This is a genomic window from Actinomadura sp. WAC 06369 (genome assembly GCF_003947565.1).
Taxonomy (GTDB): domain Bacteria; phylum Actinomycetota; class Actinomycetes; order Streptosporangiales; family Streptosporangiaceae; genus Spirillospora; species Spirillospora rifamycini.
In genome coordinates this window covers 1-24,778 of record NZ_QHJN01000123.1, presented here as the reverse complement: position 1 = coordinate 24,778, position 24,778 = coordinate 1, and the positions used below count along the sequence as shown (strand labels likewise).

General features: G+C 75.0%; 24 protein-coding genes and 1 pseudogene. 10 read left to right on the top strand and 15 right to left on the bottom strand.

Translation table 11 applies throughout. The features are described from left to right. Positions 1–356 (bottom strand): winged helix-turn-helix domain-containing protein (locus DMH08_RS27935; RefSeq protein WP_233617847.1); only part of this gene is annotated, 356 nt, incomplete at its 3' end. Between the two features lie 74 nt (positions 357–430). On the opposite strand from DMH08_RS27935, the gene DMH08_RS27930 reads away from it, so the two are divergent. Continuing rightward, positions 431–1,621, top strand: coding sequence for an MFS transporter (locus DMH08_RS27930; protein WP_125618765.1), 1,191 nt, complete (start codon positions 431–433; stop codon positions 1,619–1,621). Here the strand turns inward: DMH08_RS27930 and kynU are convergent. The 7 genes from kynU to DMH08_RS27895 are packed head-to-tail and all read right to left on the bottom strand — an operon-like array spanning position 1,618 to position 7,953. Then, complete coding sequence (kynU, locus tag DMH08_RS27925; protein WP_125618763.1) at positions 1,618–2,874, bottom strand: kynureninase; 1,257 nt, start codon at positions 2,872–2,874, stop codon at positions 1,618–1,620. The genes DMH08_RS27930 and kynU overlap by 4 nt on opposite strands. After that, positions 2,871–3,899, bottom strand: coding sequence for an amidohydrolase family protein (locus DMH08_RS27920; RefSeq protein WP_026404148.1), 1,029 nt, complete (start codon positions 3,897–3,899; stop codon positions 2,871–2,873). Before DMH08_RS27920 ends, kynU begins: the two co-directional genes overlap by 4 nt. 44 nt (positions 3,900–3,943) lie before the next feature. Beyond that, a complete protein-coding gene (locus tag DMH08_RS27915; RefSeq protein ID WP_034519673.1) occupies positions 3,944–4,516 on the bottom strand; it encodes a 3-hydroxyanthranilate 3,4-dioxygenase in 573 nt (190 codons plus the stop codon). After that, positions 4,513–4,959: a RidA family protein gene (locus tag DMH08_RS27910; protein ID WP_125618761.1), complete on the bottom strand. Its 447-nt coding sequence runs from the start codon at positions 4,957–4,959 to the stop codon at positions 4,513–4,515. The genes DMH08_RS27915 and DMH08_RS27910 overlap by 4 nt, the downstream gene beginning before the upstream one ends. Continuing rightward, positions 4,959–5,720, bottom strand: coding sequence for a 2-keto-4-pentenoate hydratase (locus DMH08_RS27905; protein ID WP_125618759.1), 762 nt, complete (start codon positions 5,718–5,720; stop codon positions 4,959–4,961). The genes DMH08_RS27910 and DMH08_RS27905 overlap by 1 nt, the downstream gene beginning before the upstream one ends. After that, positions 5,717–6,505, bottom strand: coding sequence for a 2-keto-4-pentenoate hydratase (locus tag DMH08_RS27900; RefSeq protein WP_026404144.1), 789 nt, complete (start codon positions 6,503–6,505; stop codon positions 5,717–5,719). The genes DMH08_RS27905 and DMH08_RS27900 overlap by 4 nt, the downstream gene beginning before the upstream one ends. Before the next feature lie 11 nt (positions 6,506–6,516). Next, a complete protein-coding gene (locus DMH08_RS27895; protein ID WP_125618757.1) occupies positions 6,517–7,953 on the bottom strand; it encodes a 2-hydroxymuconic semialdehyde dehydrogenase in 1,437 nt (478 codons plus the stop codon). Positions 7,954–8,066: 113 nt separating this feature from the next. Here DMH08_RS27895 and DMH08_RS27890 point away from each other — a divergent pair, with 113 nt between their 5' ends. Further along, positions 8,067–8,993 carry a LysR substrate-binding domain-containing protein gene (locus DMH08_RS27890; protein WP_026404142.1) on the top strand — a complete coding sequence of 309 codons (927 nt, stop codon included), beginning with the start codon at positions 8,067–8,069 and terminating at the stop codon, positions 8,991–8,993. On the opposite strand, the gene DMH08_RS27885 is transcribed toward DMH08_RS27890, so the two are convergent. Further along, positions 8,983–9,855: an alpha/beta hydrolase gene (locus DMH08_RS27885; RefSeq protein WP_233617846.1), complete on the bottom strand. Its 873-nt coding sequence runs from the start codon at positions 9,853–9,855 to the stop codon at positions 8,983–8,985. The genes DMH08_RS27890 and DMH08_RS27885 overlap by 11 nt on opposite strands. A 128-nt stretch (positions 9,856–9,983) precedes the next feature. Between DMH08_RS27885 and DMH08_RS27880 the strand changes: the two are divergent. Continuing rightward, positions 9,984–10,489, top strand: a pseudogene (locus DMH08_RS27880) (GlxA family transcriptional regulator); the annotation flags it as partial. Between the two features lie 78 nt (positions 10,490–10,567). On the opposite strand, the gene DMH08_RS27875 reads toward DMH08_RS27880, so the two are convergent. The 5 genes from DMH08_RS27875 to DMH08_RS27855 all read right to left on the bottom strand — a co-directional run bounded on the left by DMH08_RS27875 (position 10,568) and on the right by DMH08_RS27855 (position 16,858). Next, positions 10,568–11,845, bottom strand: coding sequence for an alpha/beta hydrolase family esterase (locus DMH08_RS27875; protein ID WP_125618754.1), 1,278 nt, complete (start codon positions 11,843–11,845; stop codon positions 10,568–10,570). Between the two features lie 264 nt (positions 11,846–12,109). Further along, positions 12,110–14,446, bottom strand: a complete 2,337-nt coding sequence (locus DMH08_RS27870) for a penicillin acylase family protein (RefSeq protein WP_125618752.1) — start codon at positions 14,444–14,446, stop codon at positions 12,110–12,112. Positions 14,447–14,521: 75 nt separating this feature from the next. After that, on the bottom strand, positions 14,522–15,001 hold the full coding sequence (locus tag DMH08_RS27865; protein WP_125618750.1) for an NUDIX domain-containing protein: 480 nt from the start codon (positions 14,999–15,001) through the stop codon (positions 14,522–14,524). Between the two features lie 4 nt (positions 15,002–15,005). Continuing rightward, entirely contained in the window at positions 15,006–15,644 is a 639-nt protein-coding gene (locus DMH08_RS27860; RefSeq protein ID WP_026404139.1) for a LuxR C-terminal-related transcriptional regulator, read from the bottom strand. Continuing rightward, the gene (locus DMH08_RS27855; RefSeq protein WP_125618748.1) at positions 15,632–16,858 is read right to left on the bottom strand and encodes a sensor histidine kinase; all 1,227 of its coding nucleotides are present in this window, start codon (positions 16,856–16,858) and stop codon (positions 15,632–15,634) included. The genes DMH08_RS27860 and DMH08_RS27855 overlap by 13 nt, the downstream gene beginning before the upstream one ends. A gap of 181 nt (positions 16,859–17,039) precedes the next feature. On the opposite strand from DMH08_RS27855, the gene DMH08_RS27850 reads away from it, so the two are divergent. The 5 genes from DMH08_RS27850 (at position 17,040) to DMH08_RS27840 (ending at position 21,631) form a co-directional block, all read left to right on the top strand. Continuing rightward, positions 17,040–17,774, top strand: a complete 735-nt coding sequence (locus tag DMH08_RS27850; RefSeq protein WP_026404137.1) for an ABC transporter ATP-binding protein — start codon at positions 17,040–17,042, stop codon at positions 17,772–17,774. Next, on the top strand, positions 17,771–20,218 hold the full coding sequence (locus tag DMH08_RS27845; protein WP_125618747.1) for an FtsX-like permease family protein: 2,448 nt from the start codon (positions 17,771–17,773) through the stop codon (positions 20,216–20,218). The genes DMH08_RS27850 and DMH08_RS27845 overlap by 4 nt, the downstream gene beginning before the upstream one ends. A 57-nt stretch (positions 20,219–20,275) precedes the next feature. Continuing rightward, complete coding sequence (locus DMH08_RS40410; protein WP_157433116.1) at positions 20,276–20,449, top strand: hypothetical protein; 174 nt, start codon at positions 20,276–20,278, stop codon at positions 20,447–20,449. A gap of 32 nt (positions 20,450–20,481) precedes the next feature. Continuing rightward, entirely contained in the window at positions 20,482–20,655 is a 174-nt protein-coding gene (locus DMH08_RS40405; RefSeq protein ID WP_157433115.1) for a hypothetical protein, read from the top strand. Between the two features lie 127 nt (positions 20,656–20,782). Beyond that, positions 20,783–21,631 carry a DUF4253 domain-containing protein gene (locus tag DMH08_RS27840; protein ID WP_026404135.1) on the top strand — a complete coding sequence of 283 codons (849 nt, stop codon included), beginning with the start codon at positions 20,783–20,785 and terminating at the stop codon, positions 21,629–21,631. 7 nt (positions 21,632–21,638) lie between these two features. On the opposite strand, the gene DMH08_RS27835 is transcribed toward DMH08_RS27840, so the two are convergent. Beyond that, positions 21,639–22,250 (bottom strand): TetR family transcriptional regulator, encoded by a 612-nt coding sequence (locus DMH08_RS27835; RefSeq protein ID WP_026404134.1) that lies wholly within the window; start codon positions 22,248–22,250, stop codon positions 21,639–21,641. Between the two features lie 76 nt (positions 22,251–22,326). Between DMH08_RS27835 and DMH08_RS27830 the strand changes: the two genes are divergently transcribed. Together DMH08_RS27830 and DMH08_RS27825 are read left to right on the top strand one after the other, a co-directional pair. Continuing rightward, positions 22,327–23,472 (top strand): acyl-CoA dehydrogenase family protein, encoded by a 1,146-nt coding sequence (locus DMH08_RS27830; RefSeq protein ID WP_125618745.1) that lies wholly within the window; start codon positions 22,327–22,329, stop codon positions 23,470–23,472. Positions 23,473–23,614: 142 nt separating this feature from the next. After that, entirely contained in the window at positions 23,615–24,763 is a 1,149-nt protein-coding gene (locus tag DMH08_RS27825; protein WP_084550768.1) for a hypothetical protein, read from the top strand. Positions 24,764–24,778 lie beyond the last annotated feature (15 nt).

Below are 24,778 nucleotides of genomic sequence, written 5' to 3'. Positions count from 1 at the left end.
GCCTTCGGCCGTGCGGGCGGCAGGGGCCGCGTCACGGTGCGGGTCTCGGTCCCGGCGATGTCGGCGACGACCGCGTGGACGGCGTCGCGGCGGAGGTCGACGCCCGCGACGTGCGCGCGTCCGGCGACGAGGCCGTAGAGCCGGGCGTTCGGGCCGCGCCGGTCGGCGCCGGTCTCCCCCGCCCGCTCGACGAGGCCGCTCTCCCGGAGGCGCTCGATCAGGTCCGCGACGGTCGGCCGGGACAGCCCGGTGAGCGTGCGCAGCTGCGTGGCGGTCAGCGGGCCGTGCTCGAGCAGCAGGTCGAGGGCGAGCCGGTCGTTGATCGCCCTGGCCATCGTCGGGTCGGCGGTCTTCACGGCGCCCATATTAGTCAGGCTCCCTGCCGGAAAGCACTTTTCATCAGGAAGCCTTCCTGTTAGTTTGCCGGGCCATGAGCCACCACCGCGCGATAGCCGCCGTCTTCGCCGTCCACGGGGCCGTGGCGGGGACCCTCGCGACCCGCATCCCGTGGATCGAGCACCGCCTCGACCTCGGCCCCGGCGTCCTCGGCCTCGCCCTGCTGTGCCCGTCCATCGGCGCCTTCCTCGCCATGCCGACCGCGAGCCGGCTCGCGCACCGCATCGGCGAGCGTCCCGCCGTCCGGATCCTGATCGGGCTGTGGTGCGCGGTCCTGCTGCCGCCCGCGCTGTCGCCCGCGCCCGGCTGGCTGTTCGCGGCGATGCTCCTGTACGGCGCGGCCGCCGGCATGTCGGACGTCGTCATGAACGGCCACGCCGTCAACGTCGAGCGGCACCTCGGGCGCCCGATCATGTCGGGGCTGCACGGGCTGTGGTGCGTCGGCAGCATGCTGGCGGGCGGCATCGGCGTCGTGGCGGCGCACGGGCGGGTCGACGCCCGGATCCACTTCGGGCTGATGGCGGCCGCCCTGCTCGCGGCGGGCCTCCTCGCGGGGCGGGGCCTGCTCGCGCACCGGGCGGCGGCGGACGCCCCGGCACCGCGCCGCTACACGCTGCCGAACCGCGCCATCCTCGGCATCGGCCTCGTCGGCTTCTGCGCGACGTTCGCCGAGGGGGCGAGCGCCGACTGGTCGGCGGTCTACCTCACCGAGGTCACCGGGGCCGGGCCCGGCGTCGCGGCGGCGAGCTTCACCGGGTTCATGGCGTTCATGGCGGCGACGCGCATGGTCGGCGACCGGCTCGTCCGCGCGTTCGGGCCGGTCCGGGTCGTGCGCTGCGGCGGCGCGACCGCGGTGCTGGGCGGCGTCCTGGTCGTGACGGCCCGGACCCCGGTGCCGGGCATCGCGGGCTTCGCGCTGATCGGCATCGGCGTCGCGACCGTCCTGCCGCTGGTGTTCGCCGCGGCGGGCGACCGGGGCCGGACGCCCGGCGAGGGCGTCGCGGGCGTCGCCACCATCACCTACCTGTCGGTCCTGACCGCCCCGGCCGTCACGGGCTGGCTCGCCGAGGGCCTGTCGTACCCGGCCGCCTTCGGCGCGATCACGTGCGTGGTCGCGGTGATGGCCCTGTCCGCCGGGCGCCTGGCGGCCGGCCGGGACGGCGGCGGGTCCGGGGCGGGGGCCGCGCCCGAACCCGCCGCGGCCGGCGGGCCCGCGCCCCGCTAGGCGAGGTCGGCGAGGGCCTCGGCGGCGCGGTGGCAGTCGTGAAAGGTGCAGTACAGCGGGACGGGCGCGAGCCGGACGACGTCCGGTTCCCGCGCGTCCGCGACGACGCCGCGGGCCTCGGCGAGCCGCCGCACGAGCCCGCCCGCGTCCGCGACCCGCAGCGACAGCTGGCTGCCGCGCGCCGCCGGGTCGGCCGGGGTGATGATCCGGACGCCGCCGACGGGCGCTAGGCGCGCCGCGAGGTAGCCGGTCAGCCGCTCGCTGCGGGCGCGCAGCGCGTCCATCCCGACCCGGTCGAAGATCTCCAGGGACGCCAGGACGGGCGCGAGCGCGAGGATCGGCGGGTTCGACAGCTGCCACGCGTCGGCGGACGCGGGCGGGGCGATGTCGGGGTCCATCCGGAACCGGACGGACGGTTCGGTGCCCCACCATCCCGACAGCTTCGGCACCGACGCGTCCCGCACGTGCCGCTCGTGGACGAAGCAGCCCGCGACCGCGCCCGGGCCGGAGTTCAGGTACTTGTAGGTGCACCAGGCGGCGAAGTCGACGTCCCAGTCGTGCAGCCGCAGCGGGACGTTCCCGGCGGCGTGCGCGAGGTCCCAGCCGACGACCGCGCCCGCCGCCCGGCCCGCCTTGGTGATCGCGGGCATGTCCATGAGCTGCCCGGTCAGGTAGTTCACCCCGCCGAGCATGACGAGCGCGACCGTGTCCCCCTCGCGCTCGAGGAAGGCGAGGACGTCCTCGGTGCGCAGGTGCTCCTCGCCGTCGCGGGGCCGCAGCCGGACGACCGCCGCCGCCGGGTCGAGCCCGTGGTGGACGGCCTGGCTCGCGACGGCGTAGGAGTCGGACGGGAACGCGGCGTCCTCGATGACGATGCGGGTCCGGCGCCCGGACGGCCGGTAGAAGCTCGCCATCATCAGGTGCAGGTTCACCGTCAGCGAGTTCATCGCGACGACCTCGTGCGGGAGCGCGCCGACGAGCCGCGCCGCGGGCTCGCGGAGCAGTTCGTGGTAGTCGACCCACGGGCGGCGGGCGCGCGTGTGCCCCTCGACGGCGAGCCGCGCCCAGTCGTCCAGTTCCTCGCGGAGCCGCCCGGCGACCGCCTTCGGCTGCAGGCCGAGGGAGTTGCCCGCGAAGTACGCGGCCTCCGCGTACCGGCCGCCGGGGGCGGGCGGGACGAGGAACTCGTCGCGCAGCGCGGGCACCGGGTCGGTGCCGTCCAGCCGCAGGGCCTCGGTCTCGGCGGCGCTCACGCGGCGCCCTCCTCGGCGAGGGCCGCCGCGGCGGCGGGGGCGAAGAAGTCCGCCGCGTTGCCACCGAGCAGCCGGGCGCGGTCGGCGTCGTCCAGGCCGGGGCAGGCCCGGATCGTCGCGCCCGGGTCCTGCTCGCCGAGCGGGAACGGGTAGTCGGTGCCGAGCATGACGCGGTCGGTCCCCATGACGTCCACCAAGAGCCGCAGCGCGCGCGGGTCGAACACGGCGGAGTCGACGTGGAAGCGGTCGGTGTACTCCGACGGGGGCCGCGGCGAGTCGGCGCGGACGATGTCGCGGCGCCGCCACGCGTTGTCGGCGCGGCCCAGCAGGAACGCGAAGCTGCCGCCGCCGTGGCAGAAGCAGAGCCGCAGCGTCTCGGGGATCCGCTCGAACGCGCCGGACAGCATCAGCCCGAGGATGCTGAGCTGCGTCTCGGCGGGCATGCCCGACAGCCACGGCAGCATGTGGCCGCGCATCCGGTCGGCGCCCAGCATGTCCCACGGGTGTGCGAGGACCGGCAGGCCGAGGTCCGCGCAGTGCGCGAGGAACTCGACGATGCCGGGGTCGTCCATGTTGCGGTCGCCGACGTGGTTGCCGATGTGGACGCCGCGGTGCCCGGCCGCCGCCGCCCGCGCCGCGACCCGGCGGGCCAGCTCCGCGTCCTGCAGGGGGACCTGGCAGAGCGGGAGCAGCCGGGCCGGGTCCGCGGCGCAGTACTCCAGGATGCGGTCGTTGACCAGGTCGCACCAGTCCGCGGCGCGGGCCGGGTCGGCCCCGTACCCGAACATCAGCGGGGTGGACGACACGGCCTGGACGTCGACGCCGGCGGCGTCCATGTCGGCGAGCCGGCGCGCCGGGTCCCACAGGCCCTCCTCGACGGGCCGGTACTCGCTGTCGCCGCTCATCATCATGCCGGTGCCGTCGCCGTGGACGCGCAGCCACGGCTCGCCCTCGTCGGCGAGGACGCGGCCGTCCGCGCGGCCGAGGCGGGGGAAGACGTGCGCGTGGACGTCGATGACTGTCACGGAGCCTCCGTCGGGAACTGTCGGGCGGGCGCTGCGGGAGCGCCTCAGGCGCGGGGCGCCGTGGTCGGGATCATGGACTCGGGCCACACCTTGCCCGGGTGGACGGCGCCGCAGTGCGGGCACGTCCGGTCGCCGCCGAGGAAGCGGTCGAACGCGGGCGGCAGGTCGTCGACGATCGAGCGGACCTGCAGCTCGACGCGGTGCACCAGGCGGTGGCACTCGGTGCAGTACCACTCGAACGCCTCCTGCACGCCCTCGGGGCGCGGGACCTCCACGACGAGGCCGATCGAGCCGGGCTCGGGGCGCTGCGGGGAGTGCCGGACGTGCGGCGGCAGGAGGAACACGTCGCCCTCGTTGATCTGCACGTCGACGGGCGGGCGCCCCTCCTCCTCCATGACGCGCAGCACCATGTTCCCCTTGAGCTGGTAGAAGAACTCCTCGGTGGGGTCGTCGTGGAAGTCGGTCCGCTGGTTGGGGCCGCCCACGACCATGACGATCAGCCCCGCGTCGTCGAAGACCTGCACGTTGCCGACCGGCGGCTTCAGCAGGTCGCGGTGCTCGTCGATCCACTTCTCGAAGTTGAACGGGTGCCCGAAGGTCAGCTGCGGAAGGGTCATGCTCCGGCCTCCTCGCCGGTCGTGGGGATGTGCGCGACGCACGAGATCTCGATGAGCAGGTGCGGGTGCGGGAGCTGGTGGACGGCGACGGTGGTGCGGGCGGGGCCGGTCTCGTCGAAGTACTCGCCGTAGACCTCGTTGTAGCCGCCGAAGTCGTTCATGTTCACCAGGTACGTCGTCACGTTGACGACGTCGGCGAGCCCGCCCCCGGCGGCCTCCAGCAGGTCCCGGATGTTCTCGATCACCGCGCGGGTCTGCGCGCGGACGTCGAGGTCGGTGACGCCCATGGCGTCGGCGGACGCGCCCGCGAACGTCCCGTCGGGCCGCCGCGAGCTCGTCCCGGACACGAACACCAGGTCGCCGGCCCGCTTCACGTGCGGGAACCGGCCGCGGGGCTTCGCCTTGCCCTCGACCAGGATCGCGTCGCCGTTCGGCGCGGCCATCAGGTCGTCACCTCCACGCCGCCGAGCCCGCTCCCGGTGACGCGGACGTGCGCGCCCGCGGGCAGCGGGACGGCGGCCGTCGCGGCGCCCGCGAGCACCACCCACCCCGGTTCCAGCCGGATGCCCGCGCCGAGCGCGAGCCGGGCCGCGGCCCGCAGCGACCGCACGGGGTCGCCGAGGATCGCGGCGGACGAGCCGGTCTGCACCGGGCGCCCGTCGATCTCCAGCAGCAGCCCGGCGTTCGACAGGTCGCGAGGCGGATGCCACGCCCCGAACCCGAACCGGGCCGCGGACGCGTTGTCGGCGATGACGTCCGGCAGGGTGAACTTGAAGTCCCGGTACCGGGAGTCGAGGATCTCGTAGCCGACGGCCACGCCCGCGACGCACGACTCGACCTCGGCGACCGACCGTACCTCGCGGCCGATGAGGTACACGATCTCCGGCTCGACGCGCGGGTGGATCAGCCCGGAGACGTCCACGGACGACTCGGCGTGCATCGCGTCGGTCAGCAGGCCCCAGATGACGTCGTCCACACCCATCTGGACCATCTTCGCGCGGCTGGTGAAGCCCATCTTCACGCCCGCGAGCCGCTCCCCGCGCCGGGTGCGGCGCTCGATCACCTCGCGCTGCACGGCGTACGCGGCGGCGACGTCCAGGTCGGCGCCGTCGGTCAGCTTCGGGACCGCCCGGCGCTCGCGCACGGCCTCCTCCAGCGTCGTCGCGAGGGCCTGCACGTCGGCCTTCCGCACGTCCGCGCTCATCGGCCGTCCTCCTTCCCGAAGGCGACGCGCACGTCGCCGAGCCCCTCGACGCGCGCCTCGAACACGTCGCCGGGCGCGGCGGGCACCACCGGCCCGAGCGCGCCGGTCAGCACGGTGTCGCCCGCGCGCAGCGGGCGGCCGACGCGGACCATCGTGTCGGCGAGCCACAGCGCGGCGTTCAGCGGATGGCCGAGGCAGGCGGCGCCCGTCCCGGTGGACGCCTGCTCGCCGCGCCGCTCCAGCACCATCCCGCACAGCCGCAGGTCGACGTCGCCGAGCCGCACCGGCCGGTTGCCCAGCACGTACATGCCGGCCGACGCGTTGTCGGCGACGGTGTCGGGCAGCGTGATGTCCCAGTCGCGGACGCGGCTGCCCACGACCTCGATCGCGGGCAGCGCGAACGCGGTCGCGCGGATCACGTCGGCGACCGTGTGCCGCTCGTGCACCAGGTCGTCGTCCAGGACGAGCGCGACCTCGGCCTCCGCGCGCGGCTGCAGCACCGCGCCCGCCGGGATCTCCTCGCCGTCCGGGACGGCCATGTCGGCGAACAGCATGCCGAAGTCGGGGGTGCCGACGCCGAACTGCTCCTGCACGGCGCGGGACGTCAGGCCGATCTTGCGGCCGGCGAGGCGGTGCCCGCCGGCGAGGAGCCGCTCGGTGAGGCGCTCCTGCACGGCGTAGGCGTCCTCGACCGTCCCGATGAGGTCGCGGACGGGCGCGCACGGGGTCCCGGTCGCGCGGGCCTCCGCGAGCCGCTCGGCGGCGGCGTCGATGTTCTGTGTCACTGGTCTCGCTCTCAGATCTGGATGCACACGTTGACGGGCTCGGAGAAGAAGTCCAGGGAGTACTCTCCCCCCTCGCGCCCGATCCCGGACGCCTTCACGCCGCCGAACGGCGTCCGGAGGTCGCGCAGGTTCCAGCAGTTCACCCAGACGATGCCCGTCTCGATGCGCGGCGCGACCCGGTGCGCCCGCGACAGGTCGCGCGTCCAGACCGTCGAGGCCAGGCCGTACGGGCTGTCGTTGGCGAGCCGCACCGCCTCGTCCTCGGTGTCGAACGGGGCGACGTGGCAGACGGGCCCGAAGATCTCCTCGCGCACCGTCCGGGCGGTCTCGGGCAGGCCGGTGAGCACGGTCGGCTCGACGTAGAAGCCGCCGTCGCGCTCGTCCCCGAAGGCCGGCGCTCCTCCCCCGGCGACGACCGTCGCGCCCTCCTCGCGGGCCAGCCGGTAGTAGCCCAGCACCTTGTCGCGGTGCTCCGCGGAGATCATCGGGCCGTAGCCGTCGAGCGCCCGCGCCCGCTCGCCGAGCCGTTCGACGAACGCGTCGAACACGGGGCGCTCCACGTAGACCCGCTCGGTGCACAGGCAGATCTGCCCGGAGTGCGTGAAGGACGAGCGGACGGTGCCGTCCACGGCGGCGTCGAGGTCGGCGTCGGCGAAGACGAGCGCGGGGTTCTTGCCGCCCAGCTCGAACGACACCGGCGTCACGTGGTCGGCCGCGTTGCGCATGATCGCCGAGCCCGTCGCGGACTCGCCGGTGAACGCGATGGCGTCCACGTCCGGGTGGCCGGTGAGGAACGCGCCCGCCGCGTCCGCGCCGTGCCCGTGCACGAGGTTGAACGCGCCCGCCGGCAGCCCGGCGTCGTCGATCACCCGGGCGAGCAGCGTGGCGGTGGACGGGGTCTCCTCGGACGGCTTGACCACGACGGCGTTCCCGGCCGCGAGGGCGGGGGCGACCTTCCACGTCAGCAGGAGCAGCGGCAGGTTCCACGGCGAGATGATCGCCACGACGCCGAGCGGGCGGCGGACCGTGTAGTTGAGCGCCTGGCCCGTCCCGGTGCTCCAGCCGGGGATCTGCGTCGTGTACGCCCGCTCGGGGCGCCCGTACAGCAGGTCGGCGTACGCGCGGAAGTTGCCGACGGCCCTCGGGATGTCGACGGTCGCGGCCAGCTCGCGGGGCTTCCCGGTGTCGGCGGCCTCGGCGTCGACGAACTCGTCGAACCGCGCCTGGATCCCGTCGGCGATCCGCCGGAGCGCGGCCGCGCGGTCCTCGGCGGCGGCCGTCCCCCACGGGCCCCGCAGCCCCGCGCGGGCCGCCGCGACGGCCTCGTCCACGACCTCCCGCGGCGCCTCGGGCACCGACCCCAGCTCGGACCCGTCCGCGGGGGCGATCAGGGGGAAGGCCGGGCCGTCCGAACGGAACACCCCGCCGACATAGTGCTCAGCCTTCATCCGCTTCCTCCCATGCGATCACCCGGACATCCCGATCCTGCGCCCATCCAGCTATGCCGTGCAAATACCAATCGTCCGCGAAGGCATAGCGGACTTGTGATACTAAGTGGGGCATGCGCGCCATCGACCTGCTCAACGGACGTCTCAAGCTGCGGCACCTGGTGCTCGTGGTCGCCATCGCCGAGCACGGCAGCGTCCTGCGCGCCGCCGAGCACCTGCACCTCGCGCAGCCCGCGGTGACCCGCAGCCTGCGCGAGGTCGAGAACATCCTCGGCGTCGACCTGTTCACCCGCGGCCCCCGCGGCGTCACGCCGACCCTGTTCGGGGACGCGTTCGTCGAGCACGCCCGCGCCGTCCTCGCCGAACTGCGCCGGGCCGGCGAGCGGATCAGCGGGCTCGCCGACGGCGAGGTCGGCACCGTCACGATCGGCACCCTGCTGGCGGGCTCGAACGTCCTGCTGCCCCGGGCGATCGCCGCGCTCAAGGCGTCCCGCCCCGGCATCACCGTGATCGTCCAGGAGGCCACGTTCGACGCGCAGGTCCCGCGGCTGCTCGACGGCGAGATCGACCTGATCCTCGGCCGCCTCAACCCCATCGAGGAGCAGCCGGCCCTCCGCCAGATCACCCTGTACGGCGAGCCCGTCCGGCTCGTCGCGCGCCGCGACCACCCGGCCCGCGAGCGTCCCGGCCTGTCCCTCGCCGACCTGCTCGGCTACCCGTGGGTGCTGCCCCTGGAGCAGACGGCCCTCCGCCGCGAGCTCGAGCAGGTCTTCCGCGCCGAGGGGCTCGAACCGCCCGCGAACCTCGTCGAATGCACGTCGGTGCTCACCGTGCGCACGCTCGTCCGCGACACCGACATGATCGCCGCGCTGCCCGAGCTGGTGGCCCGCACCGACGCCGAGCTCGCGCCGCTGCCCGTCCCGCTGGAGACCGTGCGCCGCCAGGTCGGCGTCACCCTCCCCGCGCACCGCGCCCCGACCCCGTCGGCCCGGCTGATGCTCGACCACCTGCGCCGCGAGGCCGCCGCGATCACCGCGTGACGGACGCGATCAGCCCCAGCAGCCGGCGGCTCGCCTCGGTGCCTGCGTCGGCCAGGTCGAGCACGACGTCGAAGTGGTCGCGCCCCGGGACGATCAGCGGCTCGACGCCCCAGTGCCGCGCGAACCGCCGCGTCTGCTCCACGAACCCGCCGCCGTCGTGCTCGGCGACCGCGACCACCGCGGGGCACCCGCCCCGCGGCAGCAGCGCCGGGCTGAGCGCCGCCGCCCGCGCCACGTCCAGCTTCACGACCTCGTTCACGTAGACGCGGGTGATCGGCCGGATGTCGAACAGCCCGCTGAACGGCATCGCCGCCTTCACGACGTCGCGCGGCAGCCCGAACTCCTCCTGCCAGCCGTCCACCATCGTCATCCCCGTCAGGTGGCCGCCCGCCGAACTGCCGCCGACGACGATCCGCTCGGGGTCGAGCCCGTGCTCGCGTCCGTGCCGGTGCACCCACGCGACGGCCGCCCGCACCTGCCGGACGATCTCCTCCAGGGTCGCCTCGGGCGCCAGCGTGTAGTCGGGCACCACGGTCGCGACGCCGTGCTCGTGCAGCATCCGCGCCATGAACGCCGACTCGCGCCGCGACAGCGCCATCCAGTAGCCGCCGTGCAGGAAGACGAACGCGGGACGCGGCGTCCCGTCCGCGACGCCCCACACGTCCAGCCGCTCGCCGCTCGCCTCGTCGTAGACGATCCCCGGATGCCCCGGCAGCCCCGCGACCGCGTCGTCCGACATCGCCAGGTACCGGGCCATGTGCCGCTCGAACAGCTCCGGCCCCGCCTTGCGCCGCACGTTGTACGCGACGTCCAGCGCCTCGTCGTCCAGTTCCCGGCCCGGCCAGTCGTTGAGATCGTCCACGCCCCCACCCTGCCCCGCCGGGGCATGCCGATCAAATACCGTTCGCCCACGCCGGTATGACGGTTCGGCTATTGCGCCGCGAAGAAGTCGATGAGGGCGCGGGAGATCAGTCCGCGAGGGCGGGGACCGTGGCAGCCGCCGAGGTGTTCGGCACCGTCCCCCCCGGACGCGCCCGCCCGCTACGACTTCCGGATCTGCGCCGAGCGGCCCGGGCCGCTGCGGACCACCGCCGGCTGCACGATCCTCGTCGACGCGGGCCTGGCCGCCCCGCCGGGACGCGGACACCGTGATCGTCCCCGGCCGGCGGCCGCCCGGCCCGCCGGTCGCGCCGGACGTCGCCGAGGCGCTGCGGGCCGCCCACCGGCGCGGCGCACGGATCGCCGCCATCTGCACCGGCGCGTTCGTCCTCGCGCAGGCCGGGCTGCTGGACGGCCGCCGCGCCACCACCCACTGGCGCCACACCGACCGGCTCGCCGCCGACTTCCCCGAGGTGCACGTGGATCCGGACGTCCTCTACGTCGACCACGGCGCCGCGTACGCCGCCCAGGTCGCCCGGAACATGGTGCTGCCGCCGCACCGGGAGGGCAGCCAGCTCCAGTACGCCGAGCCGCCCTCGGTACCACCCCCGGCGCCTACCGGCGCGCGTTCGGCGAAGCCCGGGAACGCGGGGACGGGCGGGCCACGCCCCGCTGAGCGCCGCGCGCGCAGCCGGTCAGAGGCGGTGGCGGGAGACGAAGTCCCAGATCACGGCGTTGGCGTCGATGTCGTAGGTGGTGCCGCCGAGGAACGGGCCGAGGAAGGGCGTGCCGCCGGGCCAGTTGTGCCCGCCGCCCTTGATCTCGTAGAGGGTGACGGGGCCGTCGGCCGGGCAGTCGGGGTGGTCGTGGCGGACGACGGTGGTGTTGTCGTCGGGCGCGATGTCGGGCAGTTCCGTGGCCACGGTCCGCGAGCCGCAGCCGTTGTTGCGCTTCCAGAAGTCGAGCGCGGGACGCACCGTGGCGTAGGGGACGACGAAGTCGCCGTCGCCGTGGATGAGGACGATCGGGACGTGCCGCCCGGGGGCGCAGGCGCCGGGGTCGTTGAGCTGGCCCGCGACGGGGGCGAAGGCGGCGAAGCGGTCGTTCTCGCAGGCCGTCTTGCTGGTGAAGAAGCCGCCGTTGCTCATGCCGGACGCGTACAGGCGGCGGGGATCGGCGTCGAACCGGTCGACGAGGACGTCCTGGAGCCGGCGCACGAACCCCGGGTCGTCGAGGTCGGGGCCCGGCGTGCCGCCCAGGACGCCCTGCCAGCCGACGCCGTGGTGCTCGGGGGTGACCATGATGAAGCCGCGGGTCTGGGCGAAGTCGGCCATGCGGCCGAACCACTCGGCGACGGCCGGGCTCTCCAGGAGGCCGGGGAAGTGGAACAGCGCGGGACGCGGGGTGCCGTCGTAGTCGTCGGGCAGGCGGAGGATGGCGTTCCGCTGCTGCCCCGCGTGGGTGAAGCGGACGGCGTGGTCGCCGGGGTCCGGGCGCCGGTCCTCGATCGTGAACGCGACCCGCCGGTCGGCGGAGCCGCCCGCGCGCCGGACCGTGCCCTTCCCCTCCCACCGCACCTGCGCCGTGCCGGGGACCGTGACGCCGCCGTCGATGTCGGCGGTGATCTCCACGCCCGCGCCCGGGTCCTTGAGGGTGAACCGGCCCTTGAGGGAGAAGTCCCGGTCCGCGATGTCGAACGAGACGCTCGCGGTGCCCCCCGCGGAGCCCGGAAGGGTGCCCGTTCCTTCGATCCTGTCGGGCTCGTAGGTCACGACGTTGTCGAGGACGGCGATGGAGCCGGACGACAGGTCACCGGCCAGCGTGTACGCCGGGGAACCGTCCGCGGTGACGACGATGCGGTCCCGGACGGGCGGAGCGGCGTGCGCGGTCCCGGACGGGACGGCGCTCGCCGCCGCTCCCGCGAGGAGCGCGGCGGCGAGTGCGCAGCGGAACCGAGGGGCGTGCGGGCTCACGGTTTCTCCTTCCCGGCCGTAGGCCGCGGAGGCGGGAATCCGCGAAATGGTAAGCCGTACCGGCATTCGCGGCCCACGCACTGGACGCACACTCTTACAACGACTTTTTAGCTGTTCCGGACAATGTCGACGAATATGCCGAGGTAGCACGCCTCCGGTGAACGGGTTTCCGCTCTCAGGAAGGAGAACGTTCTTACCGTCCCGGCCGGTGCGGGCCTCCGTTCGTCGTACCGGGCGGCCGGGCCGGTCTCGCGGTCACGCCCGTCATTCCCGGGTCAGCTCGATGACCTGGAGGTTCGGGGCCTTCTCGATCTCGCCGTCGCAGAACCGTCCGGTCACCCACTTCTTCTCGGAGAACAGCTTCGTCTGGTCGGCGAAGTGCGGGGACTCCGGGTTCGCCGACTGCGAGTAGGTGAGGAGGGTGCGGGCGTCGGGGCAGCGGTCGCCGTCGAACGAGACGACCTGCACGTAGCTCGATCCGTGCCGGACCTCGGTGTAGCCCTCGCCGGGCGTCCAGACGGCCTCGATCTTGTTGAACAGGCCGAGGGCCTCCGTGCCGCCGCCGATCGGAATCCGCTCGCCGTTGCGGGTGACGTACTGGTGCTCGCCGAGCGGCGCGTCCAGGACGATGCCGGACGACTTGAGCTCGTTCACCGCGTCGACCAGCGCCTTGCGGGCGGCCCACGAGCCGGTGTTGAAGCCGCGGGGCGTGCGGACCGGGTCGGAGACGTCGAACGGGGTCTTCCACAGGTCCCACGCGGCGGTCGCCTTGCGCCAGTAGCGGTCGAAGAGCAGCGCGCCGCGGCTGCCGGTGTCGGCCGTCCCGTCCCATGCGGCGAGGACGTCGCAGGGTTCGCCGAGCCGCATGTCGCGGCACATCTCCACGGTGCCGTCGACGGCCAGTTCGCCCGCGTGGTTCCGGTTCGCGAAGACGAGGTCCTGCATGCCGGCGCGGGTGAACCGGCCCTCGTCCAGCCGCTCCTCGACGGCGACGAGGCCGCTGCGGGTGCGGAGGCTGCGCTCGCTCTCCTCGTCGCCGATGATCCGCGGGTAGCCGGTGAGGGGCCGCTCCGGGTTCGACAGCCAGTGGCTGTCGTTGGAGTTCGTGACGTAGTCGGTGCGGGTGAGGACGGGGTACAGGCCGGGGTCGAGGATGCCGGGCTGGAGGGTCCCGGCGGCCGCGCCGGGCGCGCAGCCGGACCGGGTGCCGTCCAGGACGGCGACCCCGCCCATGCGGTACATCAGGTGGCCGAGGACCGTGTTGCACCGGTCCGCGAAGTCGTCGGTGACGTTGGGCAGCACCTGGAGCTGCGCGAAGAGCGCCTCGCCGCGGGAGTCGGCGGCGATGGTGTTCACCCACGGGAGCCCCTGGGTGCTCTTGAGGGCCTCGACCGCCTCGTCCGTCGTGCGGGCCTTGCCGAGGGCGAGCGAGGTGTTCAGCAGCCGGACGTTCTGCGCGTTCGGGTCGGTGATCGCGTAGGCGTTCCAGCCGGTCCAGGGCAGGTCGAGGGACGACACGGACGTGACGACCGGCCCGTAGCGGGTGCTCCACTGCGTGCGGGTGACGGGCTTCAGCGAGCCGTCCGCCTGCCTGGCCTGGACGGTCACCTGGCGCTTCGTCATCTTCTCGATGCGGCCGTCGACGAAGTAGGAGGTGGGGTCGCCGGGGACGAGCCGGAGTTCGGTGAGCGTGAACGGGATCCCGGTCGCGACGGTGTGGCTCCACGCGAAGGTGGCGTTGTACCCGATGTTGACCGTGGTGGAGCCGAGCAGCCCGGCGCCGCTGACGTTCAGCTCGCCGGGGATGGTCTGCTGCACCTGCCAGAAGCGGCGGCCGCCCTGCCACGGGTAGTGCGGGTTGCCGAGGAGGAGGCCGCGCCCGGCGGCGGTGGCGCCGGAGCCCGCGGCGATCGCGTTGCTGCCCATCCCGGTTCCGGCCATGAGGTTCCGGAGGGCCGTCTCGACCTCCGCGCCGCTCGGCTTCGCGGCCTTCGGGGCGTTCCCGCCGGGCGGCGCGGCGTTCACGATCGCGTCGGTGACCATGCCGGAGCCGCCGAGCATCGCGAGGGCGTAGGCGCGCCGGTAGACGTCCTTCTCGGTGATCGGCCGCAGCCAGGCGGCGCCCTTGCAGGCGGGGTCGGTGATCTTCCCTTCGCGCAGGTAGCGGTTGTACCCGGCGGCCCAGCCGCGGCCGAGCGCGCGGATCTCGGCGGACGGCCCCCGCGGCGCGGGCAGCGCGGCCAGTCGCTCGACGACGCCGCTCTGGTTGATGCCGGTGAAGAACACGTCGCTGGCGAGGTTCGTGGACGCCGACGACAGGGAGCCGTCGGGCGCCGCGTCGGGGCCGAAGTACCTGGAGCGTTCGCCGCTCAGGGTGACGACGCCCTGGGCGAGCAGGCAGACGTTGTCCTTCGCCGCCGCGTAGCCGGTCCCGTAGCCGAGGCCCGCGTAGTCGTCGGCGACGACGTGCGGGATGCCGTACTCGGTGTAGCGGATCGTGGCCGACAGCCCGTCGGGGGCGGCGGCGGAGGCGGGGACGGGCGCGAGGGCGGCGGCCGCGAGCAGCGCGGCGGCCGCGGCGCGGGGACCTGGACGCGGCATCGGGGGGGCTCCTTGATCACTGAGGCCACGCAAACGTGACATATGCCAGTGATCTATGACAAGGCCCGGTAGCGGTCAGAGGGCGAGCGCGGGGAGTTCCGCGGCGTGCTCGGCGAGGTAGGCGACGAGCGGCGCGGGGATCAGCGCGATGGACGCCAGCGCGGCGGGGGTGCACGGGACGCGGTCGACGTCGTAGCGGCCGTTCGCCGGGTCGGCGAACTCGGGGCCGTGACGGCGGGACAGGTCCATCGCGCGCAGGCGGCACACGTAGAAGGTCTGCACGCGGCGCAGTTCCGGCTCGAGCTCGTCGCAGGCGAACACCTCGCGGAGCGGCCCGGCGACCGCGCCGAGCTCCTCGTCGAGTTCGCGGCGCAGCGCCGCCTCGCGGTCGGCGTCGGTCGGCTCGATCTTGCCGCCCGGCGTCGTCCAGTAGACGGGGCGGTCCGGGCGGGTCCGGCGGAGCAGGACGAGCGCGTCGCCGTCCAGCAGCAGCGCCCGGACGGCGCGGCGCACGCGGATCCCGTCGCCCGTGTCCCCGCCCGTGCCCCCGCTCATGCCGTCACGCGTTCAGGTACGCGAGGACGGCGAGGACCCGCCGGTGCCCGCTGTCGGTGGGCGGCAGGCCGAGCTTGGCGAACACGGCGCCGATGTGCTTGCTGACCGACCGCTCGGTGATCACCAGGTTCGCGGCGATGGTCGCGTTGTCGAGGCCCTGCGCCATCAGCCCGAGGACCTCGCGCTCGCGGGGGGTGAGCGCCGACAGGGGGTCCCGCCGGGAGGTCATCAGCTGGGAGACGACCTCGGGGTCGAGGGCGGTGCCGCCCGCGGCGACGCGGGACAGGGCGTCCAGGAACTCGTCGACGCGGCTCACCCGGTCCTTGAGGAGGTAGCCGACGCCCTCCGCTCCCCCGGCGAGCAGCTCGGCCGCGTAGGTCTCCTCCACGTACTGCGACAGGACGAGCAGCGGCAGCCCGGGCAGCTTGCGGCGGGCCTCGACGGCGGCCCGCAGGCCCTCGTCCTTGAAGCCGGGCGGCAGCCGGACGTCCAGGACGGCCGCGTCGGGCCGGTGCTCGAGCAGGGCGGGCAGCACGTCGGGGCCGTTGTCGGCGACGGCGACGACCTCGTGGCCGTCGGACGTCAGCAGCAGGACCAGGCCCTCCCGCAGCAGGACGTTGTCCTCCGCGATCACGATCCGCACGGCAGGTCCACGTCGAGGGTCGTCCCTTCTCCGTCGGGGCTGTGGACGCGGACGGCGCCGTCGAGCGCGGCGACCCGGCGGCGGATGCCCGCCAGGCCGGTGCCGCGCGCGGGGTCGGCGCCGCCCTTCCCATCATCGCGCACGGTGAGCCGCAGCCGGTCCCCGTCCCGGCGGACGGTGACGGCGGCGCGCCGGGCGCCGCTGTGCTTGGCGACGTTGGTGAGGGCCTCGGCGACGACGAAGTAGGCGGCGGCCTCGACGGCCGCGGGGGCGCGGACGCCGGCGTCCGCGACGTCCAGCTCGACGGGGACGGGGTGGCCGCCGGCGAGGGCCCGCAGCGCGCCGCCGAGGCCCCGGTCCGACAGGATGGGCGGGTAGATGCCGCGGACGACCGAGCGGAGCTGCGTGAGCGCCTCCTCGACGCCCTCCCGCGCCTCCAGGAACAGCGCGCGGGCCGCGTCGGGGTCGGCGTCGAAGCGGCGGTCGGCGAGGCCGAGGCGCAGCGCGGCGGCGACGAGCTGGGCCTGCGTCCCGTCGTGCAGGTCCCGCTCGATCCGGCGCAGCTCGGCGCCGTGGGCCTCCAGCGCGCCCGCCCGCGTCTCGGTCAGCTCCTCGACCCGCTCGCTGAGGGACGTGCGGCGGGAGGGCCGCAGCAGCGCCTCGGCGAGCCGCGCCTGCCGGAGCGCCGCCCGCGGGAGGAGCCACAGCAGCAGGAACGCGTAGGAGGCGCCCTGGACGAACGGCATCGTGAGGGCCTTCGGCCACGAGTCGAGCGTGATGAAGGCCGCCTGGGAGCCCTCCGGCGCCGCCCACCACCACAGCGGCAGCGAGAACGACACCGGGGTCGCCGGCCACAGGCCGATCGCGAGCACGCCCAGGAGCACTCCGGTGAACCCGTGCGCCGCCATCCAGCCGACGTCCCGCCAGGTGTCCGGGGATCTCAGCAGGAGGACGCCCTGTTCGAGGGACGTGCCCCGCGGCGGCCTGTACGGCTCGGGGATCTCGCGGCCCAGCAGCGCCCCGGCCCGGCGCCGTTCGGCGTTCGCGAGCGCGCGCAGCGGGCGGACGGCCTGCGGCAGCCACGGCAGGAGGAGCGGCAGCAGCACCAGGACGAACGCCAGCAGCGGCAGACCGAGCAGCGCGGGCAGCGCCGTCCGCATGGCGCCGACGAGCCGCTTGCTCCCGGTCGCGCCGCTTCTCAAGATCCCGTTCATGTCACCTCTGGCCTCACGGTAAGCGACCGTGCGGCGCGGCGCACCGGGGCGTGCCCCCGTCCGATGGTGTAGCGGGCTACACCATCGGGTGTGTAGCGGGCGCCGATGTGGCCGGCCCCCTCCGGAACCTAGCTTCGACCAGGTGAGACGGAGCTTCCCGCAGAGGGGGATCATGACGGCGATGACGGCCGGGACGGCTGCCGAGACGACCGCGGCGGCGGTGAGCCTGGAGGCGGTCGGCAAGACCTACGGCGACGTCCGGGCCCTGGACGACGTGACGTGGACGCTCGCCCGGGGCGGGTTCACGGCCGTGATGGGGCCGTCCGGGTCGGGCAAGAGCACGTTCCTGCACTGCGCGTCCGGGCTCGACCGCCCCACGTCCGGCACCGTCCGGATCGGCGGCGTCGACCTCGGCCGGCTCGGGGAGGCGAAGCGGACGCGGCTGCGGCGGGAGCGGATCGGGTTCGTGTTCCAGTCGTTCAACCTGGTCCCGTCGATGGACGTCGAGCAGAACATCGCGCTGCCGCTGCTGCTCGGCGGCCGCGACGCCGACCCGGCGCGGCTGGCGGAGGTCGTCGAGCGGGTCGGGCTGGCGGACCGGCTGCGGCACCGCCCGGCGGAGCTGTCGGGCGGCCAGCAGCAGCGCGCCGCCATCGCCCGCGCGCTGATCACCCGCCCGGAGGTGGTGTTCGCCGACGAGCCCACCGCCGCGCTGGACCCGCGGACCGCGCGCGACGTGCTGCGGCTGCTGCGGGAGGCGGCCGACGCGACCGGCCAGACCGTCGTGCTGGTCACCCACGACCCGATGGCCGCCTCGTGGGCCGACTCGGTCGTGTTCCTCAGCCGCGGCCGGATCGTGGACGAGCTGGCGTCCCCGACCGTCTCCGCCGTCATGTCCCGCTGGGAGTCGCTGTGAGCCTCACGAGGACGGGCAAGGGGGCGTTCGCCGGGGTGTTCGCGGCGCTGCTGTTCGCCGCCGCGCTCATCGGCGCCTGCGGGGTGCTGGTGGAGTCGGCGCTGCGCGCCCACGCCCCGGTCCAGCGGTACGCGGCCGCCGAGGCGGTCGTGACCGGGCCGCGCACCGTCGCGACGCACCTGGAGCGCCTCGGGGAGGCGCCCTCGGAGGCGAGCCTGCCGGTGCCGGAGCGGCCCCGGGTCCCGCTGTCGGCCGCCGCGCGGCTGCGCGCGGTCCCGGGCGTCCGCGACGTGGTCGCCGACGTGTCGTTCCCGGTGGTCCTCCCGGACGGCCGCGCGCTCACCGGGCACGGGTGGGAGTCGGCGGTCCTCGGCGCCGTCGAGCCGCGGGACGGACGGGCGCCGCGCGCGGCGGACGAGGTCGTGCTGGGCCGCGACGCCGGGACCGGCGTCGGCGGGACCGTGCGGCTGCAGATCGGCGCGGCGCCGCGCCCGTACCGCGTGGTGGGGCTCGCGCCGTCCGGCACCGGCGCGGCGTACTTCGCGCCCGCGGCGGCCGCCGCCCTGTACGGGCACCCCGGCAGGGCCGACGCCCTCGCGGTGCTCGCCGACGGGGACCTCGACGCGGACGCGCTCCGCGCCGCCGTCCCCGGGCTGGACGTCGCGACCGGCGACGCGCGCGGCGACGCCGAGGACCCGGCGGTGGCCGCCGCCCGTCCCGACCTGTTCGACCTGGGCATGGCGATCGGCAGCGTCGCGATCATGACGGCGCTGGTGATCGTCGGCGGGCTGGTCGCGCTGTCGGTGCGGGAGCGGTCCCGCGAGCTGGCGCTGCTGCGCGCGGTCGGCGCGACGCCCGGCCAGGTCCGCGCGGACCTGCTGCGCGAGACGGCGCGGGCCGCGGTCCCGGCCGCGCTGATCGGCGGGGTGCTGTCCCTCGGGCTCGGCGCCGCGATCCTCGCCGCCATGCGGGGCCGCGGCGTCCTGCCGGAGGAGGCCGGGACGGCGCTCAGCCCGCTGCCGGTGCTGGCGGCGTTCGCGGTGACGGTGTCGGCCGCGGTCCTCACCGCGCTGCTGGCGTCGCTGCGGGCGACGCGGATCCACCCGGTGGAGGCGCTCGGCGCCGCCTCCGCCGAACCGGCCGGACTGCCCCGCTGGCGCCTCGCCCTGGGCCTCTTCTTCCTGTTCGTCGGTTTGAACGCCCTCGGGTTCTCCTTCACGGCGACCGGGGCGGCGGCCGCGACGTCCGTCGGCGGGCTGGTCCTCGCGCTGATCGTCGCGATGGCCTTCCTCGCCCCCCTGCTGGCCCGCGCCGGCGCCCGCGCCCTCGGCGGCGCCGCGGAGCGGGTCTCGCCCGTCGCCGGGCGGCTGGCGCGGCACGCGAGCGGCGCCGCCGCGCTGCGCGCCGGGGCGGTCATGACGCCGGTCGCCCTGGCCGTCGCGTTCTCCGCCACGCAGCTGTCGGCGCCCGCCACCGTCGTCCACGCGGCGCACCGGCAGGCGGCGGAGGGCACCCGCGCCGACCGCGTCCTGGTGGCGGACGGCCCGGGGCTGCCGCGCGACGTCGCCGCCGCGGCCCGCCGCGCACCGGGCGTCACCGCCGCGGCGGCCGTGCAGCGCACGACCGTCCTCATGCCGGTGCGGGAGCTGGGCGAGGAGACGTTCCGGCCGCTCGGCGCCCGCGCCCTCGGCGGCGACGTCGCCGCGACGATCGACCCGGACGTGTCCGAGGGGAGCCTCCGCGACCTGCGCGGCACGGCCGTCGCGCTCAGCGAGGACGTCGCGGGCGGCCTGGAGGTCGGGTCGAAGGCGGAGCTGTGGCTCGGGGACGGCACGCGCGTCGAGCCCCGGGTCGTCGCGGTCTACGAGCGCGGCCCCGGCTTCGGGGACGTCCTGCTCCCCCGCGACCTCGTCGCCGGGCACACCGCCACCCCGCTGGACGACCACGTCCTCGTCCGCGCGGAGGACGGCGCCGACCTGCGGGGCGTCACCGCCGCCCACACCGGCGTCCGCGCGATCGACGCGGCCGCGTTCGGCGCGCGCGCGTCGCAGGAGGTGCGCCTGCAGGGGTTCGTCAGCCTCATCGTCGTCGCGGCGATCGGCGGGTTCATCGTCATCGGCCTCGTCACCACCCTGGCGCTGGCGACGGCCGCGCGGCGCCGCGAGTTCGCCCTGCTGCGCCTGGTGGGGGCGACGCGGCGCCAGGTGCTGCGGGCGGTGCGGCTGGAGGCGCTGATCGTCCTCGGCACCGGCGTGCTGGTCGGGACGCTCGTCGCGGCGGTGACGCTGTTCGCGTTCGCGCTCGGCGTCGTCGGCCGGCCGCTGCCCACCGTGCCGCCCGCGGTCGCCGCCGTCCTGCTCGGCGTCGCCGGGTCCGGCGCCGCCGCCGTCATGCTCCCGGCGCGCGCGATGCTGCGCCGCCGCGCCTCTCCCGCGGGCTCCTGACCCGCGGGCCCGAGTACGGATCGTCCGTCCCCACCACCACCCGAAAGGACACCCACCATGGGAAACACCGTTCGCTGGACGCTCGTCGCGCTGCTGGTCGCCGTGAACGCCGGCACGAGCATCACGCTGCAGGACACCTGGTATGAGATCGTCATCGGCGTGATCACCGGCGTCGCGGCGATAGCCCTCGTGATCGACTTCCTGGTCCGGGGCCGCCGCCGCGCTCGCTGACCCCCACCGCTCCCCGAAAGGACTCCCCCCGCGTGAACACCCCGACGACCTGGATCGTCACGACGCTGCTGGCCGCGGCCTTCGTCCTCACCCGCCTGACGCTCGACGGCATGTGGGCGAACATCGCCGGCGTCTGCCTCGCCGTGGCGGCGTTCGCCGCCGGCGCCGCCGCCTTCGAGCGCAGCCGGAGCGGGAAGGACGGCTGAGACGCGGGGACGGGGCGGGCCGCCGGGCGGCGAACCCGGCGGCTCGCCCCACGAACGGCCCCGGACGCCGTTACCATCACGGAGTGCCAAGATCCCGTTGGCATGCTCTGTACCGGAACGGCGTGAAATGGATGATGTCGAGGTCCGGCACCTGCCGGGCAACCTGCCGCAGCTGTTCGCCGACGAGGCCGACGGCCAGGCGGACGGCGGGGCCGAGCGGACGCTGGCGGTGCCGCTGCCCGAAGGGGACGTGGTGTGGCCCGATCCCGGCTACCCGCAGCGGCAGCACCTCATGCGGCCCGCGTTCTGGCTGAGCGACGATCCCGTCGACGGCGTGCTGTGGGCCCGGCTGCGGGCCGAGCACGAGCGGTCCGGACTGTGGCCGCTGCTGCTGGACGAGTCCGACCAGCCGTGGGCCGCGGGGCAGATCGCCCCGGAACCGGTCTCCGAGATCGGCAACTACGTCCCCCACGCCTTCATGTACGAGGTCTGGACCGACTTCGTCGACCAGGCCCCCGGGGACGACCACGACGACCTCGCGCCGTTCGGCCGGCACTGCCCCGGGCCCGCCCCGCCCGGCACCCTGCTGGACGATCCCGACGTGATCGCCGACCGGCACGCCCGGACGATCGCCGCGCGCGCGCCGTCCCTGGGGCTGGCGGCCGTCGAGCGGGGCGCCGACGCCATCGCCGCCGTGGGCTGGCAGGGCGCCCTGAACCACAACGAGTGGACCGCGCCGCTCGCCGCCGTCCTGCGCTCGTGGGAGGAGCGCTTCGGCGCCCGCGTCATCGGCCTCGGGTTCAACACGCTCGAGCTGAGCGTGGCGGCGCCGCCCGTCACGACGCGGCACGCCGTGCACGTGGCGGCCGAGCACTGGGCGTTCTGCCCGGACATCCTGTTCCAGGGGCCCGGCACCCTCGCCGGGTACGCCGAGGAGATCCGCGGCAAGACCTGGTGGTCGTTCTGGTGGGACTGACGCCCCGCTAGGGCGGGCCGCCGGGGCGGGCGCCCAGCATCCGCAGGCACAGGTGGGCCGTCAGGGCGCCGATGTCCTCGGGGGTGCGCGCGCCCTCGGGCCGGTACCACCGGCACACGTCGACGGCGAGCGACGCCATGGCGCGGGCGGTGCCCTCGACGTCGGCGACGTCGAACTCCCCCGCCGCCGCGCCGGCCCGCACCTCGTCCCGGACGAGCGCGCGGACGCGGCGGCGCAGCTCCGCGATCCGGGCGGCGTGCGGCGCCTCGAGGGCGCCCAGCTCGTTCTGGATGACGCGGGCGGCGCGGTGGTGGCGGGCGTGCCAGCGCGCAAACGCGTACATCAGGGCCCGGACCCGCGCGGGCGGCCCCTCGACGCCGTCCACGGCGCCCTCCAGCTCCGCCAGGACGGACTCGTGCACCGTCAGCGCGATCTGGAAGAGCAGGTCGGCCTTCGTGCGGTAGTGCACGTACAGGGCGCCCGCGCTCATGCCCGCGCCGGCGGCGATGTGCCGGGTGGACGTGCCGTGGTACCCGAGCTCGCCGAAGGAGTCGACGGCCGCGCGCAGCAGCCGCCGGGACGCGTCCGGCGCGACCGCGTCCCACATGTCGGAGCCCATGCGCCGATCCTAAGCGACCGCTCAGTAGACTGACCGCACCTTTCCGCCCTTCTCGGCCGATTCCAGGAGGATCCGCATGCGGCGCACCGTCTTCGAGACCGACCACGAGCTGTTCAGGGAGTCCGTGAGGGAGTTCGTCGAGCGGACGCTCCTCCCGCTCGACGAGGACATCCGCGATGAGCGGATGCTCAGGCGCGAGGTGTGGCTGGAGGCCGGCCGGCAGGGCTTCCTCGGCATGCAGGTGCCGGCGGAGTTCGGCGGGCAGGACGCGGGCGACTTCCGCTTCAACGCGGTGATCGGCGAGGAGCTGGCCCGGGTCGCGGTCGCCTACAACTCGATCTTCAGCATCCACATCGACATCTGCGCCCCGTACCTGCTGGAGCTGGCGACCGACGAGGCGAAGAAGAAGTGGCTGCCGGGCTTCTGCAGCGGCGAGACGATCACCGCGATCGGGATGACCGAGCCGTCCGGCGGGTCGGACCTGGCCGCACTGAAGACGACGGCCGTGCGCGACGGCGACTCGTGGGTGATCAACGGGTCGAAGACGTTCATCACGAACGGCGGCCACGCCGACCTGGTGATCGTCGCGGCGAAGACCGAGCCCGAGCGCGGCGCCAAGGGCATCACGCTGTTCGGCGTGGAGGCGGGCACGCCCGGGTTCGCCCGCGGCACGAAGCTCGACAAGGTCGGGCAGCCCGAGGCCGACACGTCCGAGCTGTTCTTCGAAAACGTCCGCGTCCCCGACTCGCACGTGATCGGCGAGCTGAACCGGGGCTTCATCCACATGATGGAGCGCCTCTCGCAGGAGCGCCTGTCCTGCGCGATCGCGAACGTGGCGCACGCGCGCGGCGTCCTCGAGGAGACGATCGAGTACGTCAAGGAGCGCAAGGCGTTCGGGCAGGCGATCGGCGCGTTCCAGCACAACAAGTTCCTGGTCGCCGAGCTGATCACCAAGCTGGACGTCGCGCAGGCGTTCGTCGACCAGTGCCTGGCGGCGCACGTCGCCGGCGAGCTGGGCGCCGTGGACGCGTCCAAGGCCAAGTACTGGTCGTCGGACGTGCAGAACCAGATCATCGACGGCTGCGTGCAGCTGTTCGGCGGCTACGGCTACATGCGCGAGTACCGCGTCGCGCGCGCCTGGATGGACGCCCGGGTCACCCGCATCTGGGCGGGCTCCAACGAGATCATGAAGGAGATCATCGGCCGCGACGCCGGCCTCTAGCACACCGTGGAACGCCGTTCCGGAGGGCGGTTCCGTCCGGGCGCCCGCTCCCCTACGATGCGGCGGAGGGAGGGGCGGGACGGACGATTCGCCCGGGATGCTCGACGGGACGGGGGCCTCGATGCGGCGTGGGGGCAGGGCGTTGCCGGGGATCGTCGCGGCCGCCGTCGGCGCCACGCTCGTGATCGACGTCGCGCTCCTGCTGTCGGGGCACCTGGAGGAGCCGGCGCGGCCCGCGACCCCGGCCGCGCCCGGCAACCTGGTGTCGGTCGCGCAGGGCGCGGCGCCCCCGCCGCCGGTCGTCGCGCCGTTCACCGAGAGCCGCACCGCCGACCTGCTGATCGCCGGTCGGGGGGCGCTGCCGGGCGCCGCCGTCGAGCGGACCCGCGACCTGAAGGGCGTCACCGGCGTCACCGTCGTGGACGCCGCGAACGCCGAGGTCGGCGGGCGGCGGCTCGGCCTGCTCGGCGTCGACCCGTCGGCGTTCCGGGCGTTCACCCCGCGCCGGACGGCCGAGTCCGACCAGCTGTGGCGGACGGTCGCGTCCGGCGGCATGGCGGTGTCGTTCGAGCTGAGCGGCGACCGCGCGTTCCCGCTGGGCACGGTCGTCCCGGCGGGCCGCAGCGCGGCGGCCGGCCGGGTGCGGGTCGGCGCGTACGCGTCGCTCGGGATCGAGGACGTCGACGCCGTCGTCTCCCGGGAGCAGGCGCGGGCCCTCGGGCTGCCCAGCGGGAACGGGCTCGTGGTGAGCGCCCCGAAGGCCGATCTGGAGAAGCTCGCCGGACGGCTGAAGAAGGTCCTGCCGAAGGGCGTGAAGGTCGCGCGGCTGCGGGCCGCCGAGCGGGCCCCGGACGGCGCGGGCGGGCGCGACCGGCCGCGGGTGACGGGACGTCCCGACGGCGCGAGCGGCGACAGCACGCCGATCACCGGCAACCGCATGACGCCCACGATGCGGACGCTGCTGCTGGAGGTCAACTCGGTGTTCGGCCCGTTCCCCACCATCGGCTGCTTCCGCTTCGGGGCCGACGCGCAGGACCACGCGGACGGCCGCGCCTGCGACTTCATGCAGACCACCGGCGGCCGGCCGCCGAGCGCGTCCGCGCAGCGGCACGGCGACCAGGTCGCGGCGTACGCGGTCGCGAACGCCGAGCGGCTCGGCGTGTCCTACGTGATCTGGCGGCAGCGCATCTGGAACATCGCCCGCGCCGGGGAGGGGTGGCGGCCGATGGAGGACCGCGGGAGCATCACGCAGAACCACTACGACCACGTGCACATCTCCGTGCTGCGCTGACGGCCCGCCCAGGCC